Here is a 14838-nt window from a genome sequence, read left to right as displayed (position 1 = left end):
CGCGCCCGTGCCGAAGTCGTCCAGCGAGACCCGCACGCCCCGGGCCCGCAGATCGGCCAGGTTGGCCGCCGACGCCTCCACGTCGATCGGCATCGACTCGGTGACCTCCAGGGCGATGCGGGAGCCTTCGATCTCGTACGCGTCCAGCAGCGCCCCCACGAAGAAGGCGAACCCGGGCTCGCGCAGGTCACGCGCCGAGATGTTGACGTTCAGGACGATCTCCGGGTGCCAGCCGGCCAGGTCGCGCACGGCCCGGCGCAGCACCCAGCGGCCCAGCGGCACGATCAGGCCGGTGCGCTCGGCGACCGGGATGAACGCGTCCGGCGCCAGCGTGCCGTGCACCGGGTGGGCCCAGCGGACCAGCGCCTCGGCGCCCAGCACCCGGCCGTCGGCCAGCGACACGATCGGCTGGTAGAGCAGGAACAGCTGGTCGTCGCGGATCGCCTCGCGCAGCTCGGCGCCCAGGTGCGACTGGTCGGTGGCGGCCATGCCCTGGTCGTAGTGCAGGAACGCCGTGCCGGCCAGGGCCTTCGCCGCGTACATGGCGATGTCGGCCCGGCGCAGCAGCAGGCTCGGGTCGTCGCCGCTGCGGCCGTCGGCGATGCCGATGCTGGCCCGGATGGGCAGCTCGTGACCGTCGGCCACCACCGGCTCGCGGAGGGCCTCGATCATGCGGCGGGCCGCGAGGTCGGCCGCGGCCGGGTCGGCCCTGTCCAGGACCAGCACGAACTCGTCGCCACCGAGGCGGGCCACCGTGTCCTCGGCCCGGATGCAACGGTCGAGGCGCTGGGCCACCGCGATCAGCAGGAGGTCGCCCACCTCGTGGCCGAGCGTGTCGTTGACCTCCTTGAAGTCGTCCAGGTCGATCAGCGCCACCGCCACCGGGCGGTCGCCGGGGCTGGTCAGGGCCTTGTCGAGCCGCTCGTGGAAGAGCACCCGGTTGGGCAGCTGGGTCAGCGCGTCGTGGGTGGCGCCATGGTCGAGCCGGCGCAGCAGCCGCCCGTTGTCGCGGAACGCGGTGATCTGGCGGATCACCACCAGCGCGGTGAGCAGCACCGCGCTGGCCACCACGATCCGGCGGTCGTCACCGTCGGCGGGCCAGGTCACCGCCAGCAGCAGACCGTCGACGGCGGCCACGGCGACGTACGGCAGCACGCTGAAGCTCCACCGGCGGGCCGGTTTGGCGCCGCGGCGCGGGCCGTACGAGGCGCGGCGCTGGCGGTCGGCGGCCAGCGACCCGAACAGGTAGACCGCCGGCATGACGATGACGTCGGCGTACAGATGCGGGTCGGACGCTGTGAACAGAGGTTGCAGCACGGGCCCGACCGCGCCGGCCAGGACGGCCAGCGCGATCATCCGGAGGGCGGACCGGTCGAACAGGGACTGGCTGGCCAGGACGAACTTCGCCACCGCGAACACCGCCAGCAGGGCCAGCGTGCTCAGCGCCAGCGAGATGTAGACGAGGCCGGCGTCGGTCTCGTGCAGCGAGTACCGGGTGGCGAAGTGCCACACGAAAACGGCGCAGGCCAGCATGACCGTGCCCGCGTCGAGGACCAGCCGGAAGGTCTCGCCCCGACTGCGTGAGCCGAACGGCAGCCGGATCAGGGCCCACATGACGATCAGGATGGCCAAGCCGTCGAAGACCATCTGCCCGGCGCCCATCGGGACGGAGGGAGCGCCGTCGGCGCTGATCACCCGGGCCGCCTGCGCTGTCGCGCCGAGCCCGACCAGCAGGCTCACCACCCAGATCTGCCACCAGAACCGGCGGATCGGCGCCGGCAGGTGCCCGGCGCGAGCGGTGCGCGCGCAGTTCACGGCGAGCAGCCCGGCGCCGGCGATGCCGGGTACCCAGAGCAGCGCCCACGGGATGACCGGGCTGACCGCGTTCACGCCGACGGCGACGACGGTCACCAGCAGCAACAGCGCATTAGCCCTGAGTAAACGGTCGGACACAAGAGTCACGCCGCTCGGATCGGTCGCGAGCGGCCCCGGAGTGAGAAAAGAACCGCTGTGACCTAGGTCCCCGGCAGGGCGCTTGCCGGTGCGGCCATACTTTGACACTGTGCTGCGACCCGCGACCTATGCCGAACGCGACCTGATCCTGCCCTGGCGGAACCATCCGTCGGTGCGGGCGGTCAGCCTGACCACCCACGAGATCAAGCCGGAGGAGCACGCTGCCTGGTGGGAGAAGCGCTGGCAGACCGTGCTGATTTACGAGGATGATCGCGGCGTGCCGGCCGGCGTCGTCATCTTCAACGAGAACACATGGTCCTTCTACCTCGACACCGAGGGCCTGGGCGACCGGCAGCTGGCCGCCTGGATGCGGCTCGAGAAAGAAGCAATCGACTACGCGTTCGGCACACTGGGACTCGAAACGCTGGGCGGCGAGACCCTGGAAGAGAACAAGCAGGTGCTGGCGTTGCACCGGCGGTTCGGGTTCAAGGAGACGCGGCGCTACGAACGACTGGTCGACGGGGTTCCGAAGACGGTCGTCTGGACTGAGAGAGGGAAGTAATGACTAAGTTCGGGCCCGAGAAGCGGCCGTACATCGTCGCGGAGATGTCGGGTAACCACAACGGCTCTCTCGACCGGGCGCTGGCCCTGGTCGACGCGGCGGCCGACAACGGCGCGGACGCGATCAAGATCCAGACGTACACGGCGGACACCATGACCGTGGACGTGAAGCACCCCCGGTTCCAGATCTCCAAGGGTCACGAGCTGTGGTCCGAGGCGTACCTCTACGACCTGTACGAGCGGGCGCACACCCCGTGGGACTGGCACCAGCCGATCTTCGAGCGGGCCCGCGAGCGGGGCCTCACCCCGTTCTCCAGCCCGTTCGACCGCACCGCGATCGAGCTGCTCGAGAAGCTCGACGCGCCGATGTACAAGATCGCGTCGTCGGAGATCACCGACCTGCCGCTGATCCGGATGGCCGCGAGCACCGGCAAGCCGATCATCATCTCCACCGGCATGGCCTCGGTGAAGGAGATCGCGGCCGCCGTCGAGGCCGCGCAGGGCGCCGGCGCCACCGACGTGACCGTGCTCAGCTGCACGGCGTCGTACCCGGCCCCGCCGCAGTACACCAACCTGCGCCGCATCCCGGTGCTGGCCCAGATGCTCGAGCTGCCGATCGGCCTCAGCGACCACACGCTGGGCATCGGTGTGCCGATCGCGGCCGTCTCGTTCGGCGCCTGCCTGATCGAGAAGCACATCACCCTCGACCGTGAGGACGGCGGCGTCGACTCGGCCTTCTCCCTGGAGCCGGCCGAGCTCAAGGCCCTGCGCATCGAGTCCGAGCGGGCCTGGGAGGCGCTGGGCACCACCCACATCGGCCCGACCGAGGCCGAGAAGGAGGGCCTGCGGTTCCGCCGGTCGCTCTACGTGGTGACCGACGTGAAGGCCGGCGACCCGGTGACCGAGGAGAACGTCCGCTCGATCCGCCCGACCGGCGGCCTGGAGCCCGACGCGATCCGTACGGTGATCGGCCGGACCTTCACCCAGGACGCGGCCAAGGGCACGCCGCTCACCTGGGATTTGATCTAAGACGTTGGGCCCGCTCATTGAGCGGGCCCAACGGTTATTGTCCTCGTCGCCGCAGCTTGCCGAGAGCCTTGCGGCCGTCGCGCCCCACGACCTTGTAGCCGGCCCGCGCGACCATCAGGATGCGGCCGGCCCAGCTCTTCTTGTAGAACTGGACTTCCCAGTCCATCTTGCTGACGGCCAAGTCCCGCGACTTGATCATCTGCTCGGTCCACTCCATCATCGCCAGCAGGTGGCTCGCCTCGTACCGCTGGCGCCACAGCGCCTCGGTGAGCTCGCGGAAGCCCGGCACGTCGACCGAGGCCGTGCCCGGCGACACCGACAGCAGCTGGAGCCGCCGGTCGTGCTGCTGCTCCAGGTTCAGCTCGAACTCGGCCGACTCCAGAACCACCTGCAGGTCGACGGCGCGGCGGATCTCCTCGGCGTCGACGCCCTGGCCGACCATGCCGAGCAGGATCGCGGTCAGGTCGACCGCGTGCGAGGTGATCGGCCACGGGTGCGGCTGGCCCGACGTGATGAGCTGCACGGCGAACGCCCAGAAGGCCCGGACCTGTGCCGTCTCCAGCGAGACGGGCTCGATCGGGGCCCAGCGGGTGGGCAGCAGCTCCGGTCCGTCGGGGCCGATGAAGACGTCGGCGAAGCCGGCCAGCCCGAGCGGGCCGGTCAGGACGCCGTCGTGGGCCTGTGCGCGCAGCCACGCGTCGTACTGCGCCAGCTCGACGCGGATCTGCCGCAGGCTGTCGGTGGCGGCCAGGTGCAGCAGGCGCTCCTCGAGCACGTAGCCGAGGTCGGCCCCGGGCGCTGACGGCTCGGCGACGCGGCGCAGGCCGTACCGCTCGACGGGGGCCTCCAGCGACTGGAGGACGGTCGTGCGGACGCCGTCGGCGCCGGCCGCGACCTCGTAGACGAAGGTGCCCCGCGTGTCGCCGATGAGCAGCTCGTGACCGGGCGCGGAGGGCGCGGCGCCGGCCGCGCGGGCGACGACGAGCCAGGCCGCGGCCACGGTGCTCTCGGCGCCGGCGCGCACGGCCCGGTTGATCAGGCGGCGCGGGTCGGTGAGGACCGGGCGGTTGCGGAAGGCGGACGCGTACGCCTGCGAGAGCGCCGTGCCGAGCCGGGGCCGCAGCGGCGAGGAGACCTCGCCCAGCAGGCCCTCACCGACCAGGACGGTCGGGCTCGCGGGCTCGGGGAACGCCGCGTACGAGGAGCCGACGGTCAGGCCGGCGTCGCTCAGCCGGGAGATCAGCTGCTCGCGCGAGGCCGGGCGGTGGGCATCGTGCTCGTCCACCGGGTACCACGCCGAGTCCTGGCGCTCGCGGGCGCCGGGCTCGAGCCGCAGGGTGTGGTGCAGCGCGAAGTTGTTGTCGTGGAGCAGGATCAGGGCGCCGTCGGGCCGCACGGCCGAGGCGAGCCGGTCGATCAGCTCGCCCGCGGACAGTTGCTCGCCCTCGGTGGAGTTGAGCCGGCCCACGCCGTCGACGGCGACCACGACGTCGAAGGTGGCGGCCGGGTCGAGCTTGAGCACCGAGCCACCGAGCACGGTGACCTGCGGGTTGACCCGCGCCGCCTGCTCGGCGTCGCCGAGGGAGCGCAGCAGCCAGGTGACCGCCGCGCCGCTGTCGGCCAGGGCGGCGACGATCTCCGGGGAGTGCGGGCCGGCGACCAGGACGGTGCGGCCGGGCGCGGCGTGCTGACGGAGCAGGTGGAGCAGGACGGCGCCGCGCGGCAGGGCCGGGCCCCGCTGCTCGTCGAGATCGGTCCAGTTGAACATCTCGCCACCGATGCGCTGCATATTTGTCACCGGCGGCGCGGTCAGCGCGGCCGTGAAATTCGTGCCATCGGTGGGAAGCAGAGCAGAGGCGCGCTCCGACATCACTCAGACCTCTCTGTTGCTGCGGGCCGGCCCAGGTCGTCGGGGGTCGCGGAGGCGTCGCCGTCTCGGCCCGTCATTTCGACGCCGAAAGGTACCATTCAAGGTTAGTAACTGCTCGGATCGTTGGGGCCGCATTCTCAGGCCGCGTCGCTACAGCGATGGGGCGAATTGTCCGCAAAGCCCCTGCCCGTGCGAGTCGTCCCCGGCCGGCAGAGCCTATCACCTGTGTCGCGCATCACCGTTTTCCCCAGGGCGCTCGCCCACCGCGCGACCAGCAAGATCATCGCCTACAGTGGACGTCCAGAGACCGGCCGGGGTGGGCGCCGCCACGTCTGCCCCGGCCACCTCCGAGTAGCGGATACCGTGATCATCGTGGTTCTGGCGGTGATCTCCCTCGGCGGCGTGCTCGGCGCGCTGACCCGCTACGGCCTGACGCTGGCCTGGCCGCACGACGCCGACGGCTTCCCCTGGGCGGTGTGGACGATCAATGTGTCCGGCTGCTTCCTGATCGGCCTCCTCTACGTCTGGCTCGGGCGCTTCCGCCCGCGACAACGTCTCGTACGCCCGTTCCTCGGCACCGGCTTCCTCGGCGGCTACACGACCTTCTCCACCGCCATGACCGACGTGCTCACCGCGCCGACCGCGATCGGCGTCGTCTACCTGGTCACCACCCTCGCGGGCGCGCTGCTCGCCGTCTGGGCCGCGACCGTGCTGGCCGAGCGGGTGCCCCGATGACCACTGTCCTCCTGATCGCGGCCGGCGCCGCGGTAGGCGCGCCGTTGCGATACCTCACCGATCGGGCATTCCCGTCACCGTCCGGCTTCCCCCGGGGCACGCTGATCGTCAACGTGGCGGGTTCGCTGCTCCTCGGCTTCCTGATCGGCCTGCCCGTCTCCCCCACACTGTCGGCGCTGCTGGGCACCGGCTTCTGCGGCGCCCTGACCACGTACTCCACCTTCAGCTGGGAGACGCTCACCCTGGCTCGCTCGGACCGCCCCCACCGCGCCCTCGTCTACGCACTGACCAGCATCGTCCTGGGTTTGAGCGCCGCTTTCCTCGGCCGCTACCTGGGCGGGCACACACAATAGGGTCATGGAGCTCGCAAAGATCCTGGAAGCGGCGGCCGACGGCTACTTCCCGCCACCGAACGGCGGCGTCACCGTGGTCCCCCAGCCGAACAAACGCGACGCCGGCGTGCTGGCCTTCACCGCCCACACGGTGATCTTCCTGGACGAGGACCCCGACTGGATCACCGCGACGCTGGCCGCCCTCGACGTCGACCCCCTGGCCAAGACCATGCATCCGCTGTTCCTGACCGCCCTGCTGACCCGCACCGGCCGCTCGGCCGACACGATCGACCTGCTGACAGTCGCCTCGGCCCTGCCCGGCCCACCTCCCGTCGCCCTCACCCATCAAGATCAAGACCATTCCCGCGTACGCCGGGCCCAGGCCCACCGCGACGACGTCCAAGCGTGGTGGGCCGACGGCGGCGTGGTGACCCTCGGCCGCGGCGTGGCGGGCCGCTGGGAAATCTCGATCGAGGTGGACGAGGCCGCCCGCCACCAGGGCCTGGGCCGCCGGCTGGCCACCGCCGCCCGCCACCTGATCCCACCCGGCTGCTGGCTCTGGTCCCAGCAGTCCCCCGGCAACGCCCGCAGCGTCCGCACCTTCCAGGCCGCCGGCTACCGCCCGGTCGCCTCCGAACTCCTCCTGACCCCGTAACCGATGACGCTCCCCCGATCCCCTCGCCGACGACGCTCCCTCTGAGGCCGTGACCGATGACCACGACTGAGTTCCTGGCCGAGCGGCTCCGGCGGGCCGGCATCCGCGACGTCGTCACCGTCGAGCCAGCGAGCGGCGGCCTGGCCGCGCTGGCCGGCATAGCCACGCGCGAGAACGCGCCGCCGGTTTTCGTCAAAGCCTTCGCCGACGCGCCCGACAGTGACGCCTTCCTCACCGAGGCGGAGGGTCTCACGGCCCTGCGAGACCTCGGCGGCCTGGCCACCCCCGAGGTGATCGTGGCCAACCACGAGGTGCTCGTTCTGTCGCTCCTGCAGCCGAGACCGAACGACGAGGCCTTCTGGGAGCGGTTCGCCCACGCCCTTGCCCACCTACACACCAGCACCGTCCACTCCCGCTTCGGATGGCACCGCGACAACTGGCTGGGCCGCCGCCGTCAGGTCAACACGTGGTCCGGCGACGGCTTCGCCTTCTTCGCCGAAAACCGGCTGCTCCGCTGGCTCGCCGAGCCCCGCGTCGAGGCGGCCCTCGACCCGGCCGACCGGGCCGCGCTGGAACGCCTGTGTGACCGGCTCCCCGAGCTGCTGCCGGTCCGCCCGGCCTGCCTGACCCACGGCGACCTGTGGACCCAGAACGTGCTGGCCACCGCCGACGGACGAGCCGCGCTGATCGACCCCGCAGTGTCCTACATGTGGGCCGAGGTGGACCTGGCCCACCTGTGGATCACCGCGCCCCCGCCGGAGGCACGCCGCTTCTTCGACGTCTACGCCGAGCTGACCGGCCTCGACGATGACTGGCAAGCCCGCATGCCGATCATCCAGCTGCGACAGCACCTGGCGGTCCTGTCCCAGTTCGACGACGACTGGGGCGCCGCCGACACGATCCGGTCCACGCTGGCCCCGTTCCGCCCGCACACCTGACGACGCGACGCGACCCATCCGAGCGACGCCACCCGACGCAAGCAGCGCGCCTGACGCAAGCAACGCCGCCCGACGCGAGACGGCGCCGCCCGACGCGAGACGGCGCCGCCCGACGCGAGACGGCGCCGCCTGTATGGACGACGCCGCCTTGTGCGAGTGCGGGATTTTGTCAGGCCGAGATGAGCTCGCGCGACGGCGCCGGAGCCTCCGGAGCCGGCGGCGGCTCGTGGGCGATCTGCGGCAGCCAGCCCAGCCAGCGCGGCAGCCACCAGTTCTTCTCGCCCAGCAGGGCCATCACGGCCGGCAGCAGGACGGCCCGGATGATCGTCGCGTCCAGCAGAACCGCCGCCGCCAGGCCGATGCCCAACTGCTTCGTCGAGGCCAGCGGCAGCGTGGCGAACAACGCGAACACCGCCACCATGACCACCGCCGCGCTGGTGATGACACCCGCCGTACGGCCGATGCCCTCGCGGACCGCCTGCCGGGTCGTCAAACCGCGGTCGTGGCCCTCGCGAATCCGGCTCAGCACGAACACGTGGTAGTCCATCGACAGTCCGAACAGGATGATGAACAGGAACAGCGGCATCCAGTTGATGATCCCGTCGGCCGCGTGGAAGTCGAGCAGGCTCTCGAAGTGGCCGTACTGGAAGACGAAGACCAGCATGCCGTACGCCGCGGCCACCGACAGCAGGTTGAGCACGACCCCGGTGATCGCCACGACGACCGACCGGAACGAGACGAGCAGCAGCAGGAAGGCCAGCCCGAGCACGAAGCCGAACACCCACGGCAGGCTCGCGTTCAGCCTCGCGTTGAAGTCCGCCTCTCCCGCCGCCTCACCCGTAACCAGGGCGGACGGTCCGAACACGGCCGGCACCACGTCTTCGCGCAGCAGCGGCAGCGCGTCCTTGTCGGCCAGACCGACCGAGACCACCGCGACCGTTCCGGCCGGATTGACCTTCACTTCGACCGGCCCGGCGAGCCGCCCGTCGCTGGCGCCGACCGCCTTCTCGAATTCGGTGATCTTCCGCTGATCCACCCGGCCCTGGAGAACCACCTCGGCCGGCGAGATCGAACTGGGGAAAGCTTCCTCGACCGCCTTGTACGCCTGCACGATCGCGGCGTCCGGCGGAAGATCTTCAATTCCTTCCCCCTTCGTACGCAGGTCGAGCGCCGGCCAGGCCAGTGCGCCCAGCGCCGCCACCGCGAGCACCGCCGAGATCAGCGGCTTGGCCAGCACCAGGCCCAGGAAGGCGTTCCACACCCGGCCGTCGCTGCGCTTGCGGTACAGCCCGGGAATCTTGATCGCGTCGACCTTGTCGCCCAGGGCGGACAGCAGCGCCGGCAGCACGGTCAGGGATCCGAGTACGGCCGTCGCCACGACCAGGATGGTGCCGACCGCGAAGCTGGTGAAGGTCGCGTCGAGCGTCAGGAACATGCCGGCCATCGCCACGATCACCGTGAGGCCGGAGACCCAGATCGAGCGGCCCGACGTCTGCGCCGCGATCACCAGGGCGCGGTGCGGGTCGGCGCCGTTGCGCCGCTCGTCGCGTTCCCGGCGGATGTAGAAGAGGCAGTAGTCGACGCCGACGGCCAGCCCGACCAGCAGCATCACGTGCATCGTGGTGTCCACGGCCGGCGCGAAGCGGCTGGCGAAGGCCAGGAGACCGATGGCCGCGACCACCGCCATCACGGCCAGCAGCACCGGCAGGAACGCGGCGACAACCGCGCCGAACGCGATGAGCAGGATGCCGAGGGTGACCGGGATCGACAGCAGCGACAGTGTGTGCAGCCCCTTGTCCAGGTCTTCGCCGATCAGCTTGTCCCCACTCGCGTCACCGCCCTGGGCGACGTAGAGATCGGGATGTGCGGCTTGCACCGAAGCGACCGTGTCCAGGGGCGGCCCGACCCGTTCGGAGGCCGTGGCGGGATCGCCGCTGATGCCGAAGGTGACCAGCGAGGAGCGCCCGTCCGGCGATTGGATCGCCGGTTGCACGTCCACGACGTTCGCGGTCTTCTTCAGTGCCGCCGTCACGTCGGCAACGGCCGCCGCGCGATCGGAGGACGACCGGTTCTGGACGATGACCATCTCGCCGGCGGGCTGCTCCGGAAAGCCGGCTCCGTCGATGATCTGGTCGGCCTTCTTCGAGTCGCCGTGCCCTTGGTCGGCCCCGGTCGCCTCGATCGTCTGGAACTGTCCGGCCAGGACGGTCACACCGATGACGAAGGCGATCCACCCGAGTATCGCGAGCGTCCGATGCCGGGCACTCCACAACGCGGCACGAGCCGCGATCCCTTTCACGTTCCCCCTGGAAGTCATAGGGAAACGCTATGAAGAATGACGAGGCCGCTCGATCCCCTTGACCCCCGTGTTCGGGGTAGTGCCAGCCCTACCCTTGGAGGTAGGCCAGCACTGCCATGACGCGGCGGTGCTGTTCGTCGTCCTGGTGGAGGCGGAGCTTGGTGAAGATGTTGCGGACGTGCTTCTCGACAGCGCCGTCGGTGACGACCATCTTGCGGGCGATCGCCGTGTTCGACAGGCCCTCGGCCATCAGGCCGAGCACCTCGCGCTCGCGCGGTGTCAGCGTGCGCAGCGGGTCGTCGCGGCGCCGGCGGACCAGCAGCTGGCTGACCACCTCGGGGTCGAGCACCGTGCCGCCGCTCGCCACCCGCTGGAGGGCGTCGAGGAACTCGGCGACCAGGGAGACGCGGTCCTTGAGCAGATAGCCGACCGCGCCCATGCGGTCGGCCAGCAGGTCGTCGGCGTACGAGACCTCGACGTATTGGGAGAGCACCAGGATGGGCGTGCCGGAGACCAGGCCGCGCGCCTCGACGGCGGCCCGCAGGCCCTCGTCGGTGTGTGAGGGCGGCATGCGCACGTCCACGATGGACACGTCCGGCTTGTGTTCGGCGATGGCGGACACGAGGGAAGGCCCGTCGCCGACGGCCGCCACCACGGTGTGACCGTTCTCCTCGACGAGCCTCACAAGTCCCTCGCGCAACAGCACCGCGTCGTCGGCAATTACCACCCGCATGCAGTCATGCTGTCAGACGCGGTGCCGTTCAGAGGGGCAGGGCCGCTGTCAGCTGCGTTCCACCCGTCGCCGGGCTCGTGACGTCGAGCAGGCCGCCCGCCGCCTGCACCCGGTCGGCCAGGCCGGCCAGGCCGTGTCCCTTGGCCAGGCTGGCCCCGCCGACGCCGTCGTCGCTGACCGAGACCAGCAGGCCGGCCTGGTTGCGCTTGACGGTGACCTGGACCTCGCTGGCGTGGCTGTGCTTGGCCACGTTCGTCAGCGCCTCGGCCACCACGAAGTACGCGGTGGACTCGACCAGCGGGTCGAGACGCTCGGTGACCGGCGCGTCGAGGTCGACCGGGACGGTGCAGCGGCCGGCGAGCGCGGTGAGCGCCGCCTGGAGGCCGCGGTCGACCAGGATCGGCGGGGCGATGCCGCGGGAGAGGGCGCGCAGCTCGTCGAGGGTCTCGCGGGTCTGTGCGAGGGCCTCGGCCACGGTGGCCCGGGCCGCGTCGGGGTCGGTGGCGAACTGCTGCTCGGCCCGGCCGAGGTCCATGGCCAGGCGGACCAGGCGCTGCTGGGGGCCGTCGTGGATGTCGCGTTCGAGGCGACGCAGGGCGGTGGCCTCGGCCGAGACGGCGGCCGCCTTCTGCTGCTGGGCCACGTCGCGGGCGGCGTTGGCCTGGTTGACCTGCTCGCGGAGCTCGTTGACGCCGCAGAGCAGGCCGCGGGCGAACCAGGCCTCCATCAGGGCGGCGCCGCGGACGACCGGGTAGAGCGTGCCGGCGAAGAAGACGCCGATGGCGAAGTAGAAGATCAGCCGGGTGCTGGTGGCGTCGCCCATGCCGAGCAGCTCGGGCAGGTCGTGCCGGTCGGGCCCGTCCGGGATGGCCCAGTCCCAGAGCGGGACGGTGAGGCCGCTGATGGCGGCGATCCACCAGGTGATGACGAAGCTGAAACCGATGGTGCTGGGGATGAAGCGGAACATCCCGTGCAGCATGTCGAGCCACGACTGGCCGTCGGTGAACGGCGTGAAGGTGCGGCGCAGCAGGTCGCCGCCGGGGTTCTTCTTGTAGGCCGGGTGCGGGATCCGGTAGCCGAAGACGGGGCCGATGCGGGCCCGTTCGATGGTGGCGAAGCCGCGGGAGACCATCAGGGTGCCGACCAGCAGGGGCAGGCCGACCCAGATGACCACGAGGCCGAGGCCGGTGAAGAAGCCGGTCATGCAGACGACCAGCGTCACCAGTCCGAGCGGGAAGCCGAGCAGCACGTACTGCGTGTCGATGCCGATCCGGCGCAGGAGCCGGGCGGCGGGGGCCTGCGTGGGCGCGGGTGAGGCGTACGTCGTCATGTCCTTGACGTTAGGCATCGGCGCCCCCCGTTCCGATCCCGCTGACCGCCGTCTGTTTGGTAGGGCTGGCCCTACCGTCACGGTAGTTGATAGATGCTCACGGGCCCGGCTCGGTAGCGCAGCGTCGCCACCGAGGAGAGCTGAGGCGAGACGCCGCCCTGGGCGCGGGAGTCGCCGAAGAGCCATCGCACCTGGTAACGGCGGTGAAGCTCGGCCACGTCGGCCGGCCGGCCCGAGGCGAAGACCCGCTGGTTGAGCTGGTACGCCTCCTGGTCGGGGGCGGGCTGGTACATGTAGCGCTTGCCGTTGACGCCCTCGGCCGCGACCGCCGAGTCGGTGTAGCCCCAGCTCTCGACCAGCGTGCGGCGCCCGCCGAGCCCGGCCACCCAGAAGGCCCGGGAGTCGCACTCGGGCGTGCCGGCGATGGGTCGGCAGTGCACGTTCGTGGCGACCAGGTCGTACCGGCCGGCGTGCTGGTCGAGCCAGGCGGCGGCCCGCATCTCCTCGGGCTGGATGACCCGCTGCCGGTCGAGGGCCGGACGGGACGAGTGCGACCATTTGACCGCGCTCGCCACCCCGCGGGCCTGCTGTTCGGCCCCGCCGACGAGCCCGGCCATCAGGGTGGCCGCGATGAGCGCCGGGAAGATCGCCCGCCAGGCCAGGCGGCCGGTCCGCCGCCGCCACAGGTGCAGCGCGATCAGGGTGACGATCAGCGCGACGGCCGCCGTGAGCAGGAGCGGCTCGGCCAGCGCCCAGGCCCATCCGGCCTTGGTCGGCGGCTTCGGCGCGGGCACGCGAGGGGCGATCGCCGCCCAGATGCCGCCGGCGATCGCGCCGGCCACCACCGGGCGCAGGCTGCGGGCCTGGTCGGCCAGGAGCCAGGCGGTCAGGACCGTGCCGAACGGCACCGCGCACAGGTAGAAGTAGTTCTGGCTGGCCGACGGGTGCCACAGCAGGTAGGCCGCGCCCGCGCCGGCCGTGATCATGCCGGCGAACAGCCAGGCGGCCGGTTCGCGCCGGGTGCGCCCGAGGGCGAGACCGGCCACGCCGAGCATCCGGGGCGCCTGCATGATCACCCACCAGATCAGCAGCCCGGCCAGGAACACTCCGCCGGTCAGGCCGGCGTGCTCCACCCCGTACGGAACCTCGATCGTGTCTTCCCGCCCCAAGGTCTGCCGATAGGGCGCCACCCAGTAGAGCACCGCGAGCGGCTCGAGCTTGAGCGTGCCCGCGCCGCCGCCCGCGAACAGGCGGAAGCCGACCACCACGGCCGCCAGCACCAGGCCGAACAGGCCGAGCACGGGCAGCAGCCGGCGGCGCTCGCGCAGCAGCACGATCAGCACGGCGGCGGCCAGCCCGGCCAGGAACGGCGGAAGGGCGCTGGATTTCGACCCGGCCACGGCCAGGGCGAGCGGGAAGATCACCAGCCAGCCCCAGCGCAGCGGGCGCCCCCGCAGCACGTCGACGGCGAAGACGATCAAAAGACCGAGCAGTCCGAGGACGTACGTCTGTGAGGGGCTGACGAAACTGATCGGGATCACGCCGATCGGGGTGACCGGGCTACCGAGCAGCAGCGGGAAGGCCAGGATGGCGGCGACCCCGCCACCGGCGCCGGCCCACCAGCGACCGCTGAGCTCGCGGATCAGCGCGGCGCACACGAAGATCGCGACCCCGGTGACCGGCACGAACCACAGGCGCAGCAGCATGACTGCCGGATCGATCCCGGTGATCATGCTGCCCACGGCGATGTCGGCGTCGCTCAGATAGTGGTAGTGCAGCGCCTCGCCCGCCACCTGCGGCACCTGGAACGGCATGGCCCGGGTCATCTCGTGCACGAGCGCCAGGTGGTAGAGCAGATCTTGATAGATCGCCCCGCCGGCCGGCGGCAAAGGGCTACGGACCCAGTTGGGGTACGCCACGACGACCACCAGGAGCAGGCCGGCCGCGACGATCCACGACCAGAGCACCGGCAACGGCCGCGGCTCGCTCATCCGCCAGTGCCGCCGCAGGCCCGGCACGGCCAGGAACAGCGCCACGATCAGCGCCGGCCACCAGGGCAGCAGCCAGAACCAGTCGAGGGCGGCGGCCAGCGCCCACCCGCCGAGCATGACCAGCATGCCGGTGGCGGCGCCGAGACCGAGGTCCTCGGGCAGGTTGCCCCGGCTGCCCCGCACGGCCCGGTGCACGAGCGTGCCCGGGAGCACCACGCCCAGGGCGAAGTACGCCGTGTAGAGCGCGATCTCCGCGACGGAGACACCGGTGTGGAGCAGCCCGGCGACGAGCGCCGCGGCCGGGAGGAGCCACGGCAGCGCCCGGAGGGCCACGGAGGTCAGGCGATTATGCGTCGAGACCGCCGGCGGGCCGGCGGTCTCGAGAACAGCTGTCACACAGGGAGCGTAATCA

12 protein-coding genes are annotated in these 14838 nt (G+C 71.4%); 6 read left to right on the top strand and 6 right to left on the bottom strand.

What is annotated here, in order from left to right:
• Positions 1 to 1962, bottom strand: a 1962-nt coding sequence (locus tag CRP55_RS48205) for a putative bifunctional diguanylate cyclase/phosphodiesterase (RefSeq protein ID WP_097328836.1), incomplete at its 3' end; no start/stop codon positions are given.
• A 100-nt stretch (positions 1963 to 2062) separates the two neighbouring features.
• Between CRP55_RS48205 and CRP55_RS48200 the strand changes: the two genes are divergently transcribed.
• A complete protein-coding gene (locus CRP55_RS48200; RefSeq protein WP_097328833.1) occupies positions 2063 to 2515 on the top strand; it encodes a GNAT family N-acetyltransferase in 453 nt (150 codons plus the stop codon).
• A complete protein-coding gene (gene pseI / locus CRP55_RS48195) occupies positions 2515 to 3543 on the top strand; it encodes a pseudaminic acid synthase (RefSeq protein ID WP_097328832.1) in 1029 nt (342 codons plus the stop codon). Before CRP55_RS48200 ends, pseI begins: the two co-directional genes overlap by 1 nt.
• Before the next feature lie 34 nt (positions 3544 to 3577).
• On the opposite strand, the gene CRP55_RS53710 is transcribed toward pseI, so the two are convergent.
• On the bottom strand, positions 3578 to 5413 hold the full coding sequence (locus CRP55_RS53710) for a hypothetical protein (protein WP_179855680.1): 1836 nt from the start codon (positions 5411 to 5413) through the stop codon (positions 3578 to 3580).
• Positions 5414 to 5785: 372 nt separating this feature from the next.
• On the opposite strand from CRP55_RS53710, the gene CRP55_RS48185 reads away from it, so the two are divergent.
• From CRP55_RS48185 to CRP55_RS48170, 4 genes are read left to right on the top strand one after another with little or no spacing between them, the layout of a single operon-like run.
• Entirely contained in the window at positions 5786 to 6148 is a 363-nt protein-coding gene (locus tag CRP55_RS48185) for a fluoride efflux transporter FluC (RefSeq protein ID WP_245923922.1), read from the top strand.
• Positions 6145 to 6501, top strand: a complete 357-nt coding sequence (gene crcB, locus CRP55_RS48180; RefSeq protein WP_097328829.1) for a fluoride efflux transporter CrcB — start codon at positions 6145 to 6147, stop codon at positions 6499 to 6501. The genes CRP55_RS48185 and crcB overlap by 4 nt, the downstream gene beginning before the upstream one ends.
• Positions 6502 to 6505: 4 nt before the next feature.
• Positions 6506 to 7135 carry a GNAT family N-acetyltransferase gene (locus tag CRP55_RS48175; protein WP_097328828.1) on the top strand — a complete coding sequence of 210 codons (630 nt, stop codon included), beginning with the start codon at positions 6506 to 6508 and terminating at the stop codon, positions 7133 to 7135.
• Positions 7136 to 7191: 56 nt separating this feature from the next.
• Positions 7192 to 8073, top strand: coding sequence for a fructosamine kinase family protein (locus CRP55_RS48170; RefSeq protein ID WP_097328827.1), 882 nt, complete (start codon positions 7192 to 7194; stop codon positions 8071 to 8073).
• 169 nt (positions 8074 to 8242) lie between these two features.
• Here the strand turns inward: CRP55_RS48170 and CRP55_RS48165 are convergent, their stop codons facing one another.
• The 4 genes from CRP55_RS48165 to CRP55_RS48150 form a co-directional block, all read right to left on the bottom strand.
• Entirely contained in the window at positions 8243 to 10390 is a 2148-nt protein-coding gene (locus CRP55_RS48165) for an MMPL family transporter (RefSeq protein WP_097328826.1), read from the bottom strand.
• A 70-nt stretch (positions 10391 to 10460) separates the two neighbouring features.
• Complete coding sequence (locus CRP55_RS48160) at positions 10461 to 11105, bottom strand: response regulator (protein ID WP_097328825.1); 645 nt, start codon at positions 11103 to 11105, stop codon at positions 10461 to 10463.
• 28 nt (positions 11106 to 11133) lie between these two features.
• Positions 11134 to 12435 carry a sensor histidine kinase gene (locus CRP55_RS48155; protein ID WP_245923920.1) on the bottom strand — a complete coding sequence of 434 codons (1302 nt, stop codon included), beginning with the start codon at positions 12433 to 12435 and terminating at the stop codon, positions 11134 to 11136.
• 77 nt (positions 12436 to 12512) lie between these two features.
• The gene (locus tag CRP55_RS48150) at positions 12513 to 14822 is read right to left on the bottom strand and encodes a hypothetical protein (RefSeq protein ID WP_097328823.1); all 2310 of its coding nucleotides are present in this window, start codon (positions 14820 to 14822) and stop codon (positions 12513 to 12515) included.
• Between the last annotated feature and the right edge of the window lie 16 nt (positions 14823 to 14838).

Source organism: Paractinoplanes atraurantiacus (genome assembly GCF_900215205.1).
GTDB classification, from domain to species: Bacteria; Actinomycetota; Actinomycetes; order Mycobacteriales; family Micromonosporaceae; genus Actinoplanes; species Actinoplanes atraurantiacus.
Note: the sequence above shows the minus strand (reverse complement) of the source record. Positions and strands in the feature narration are given on the sequence as shown.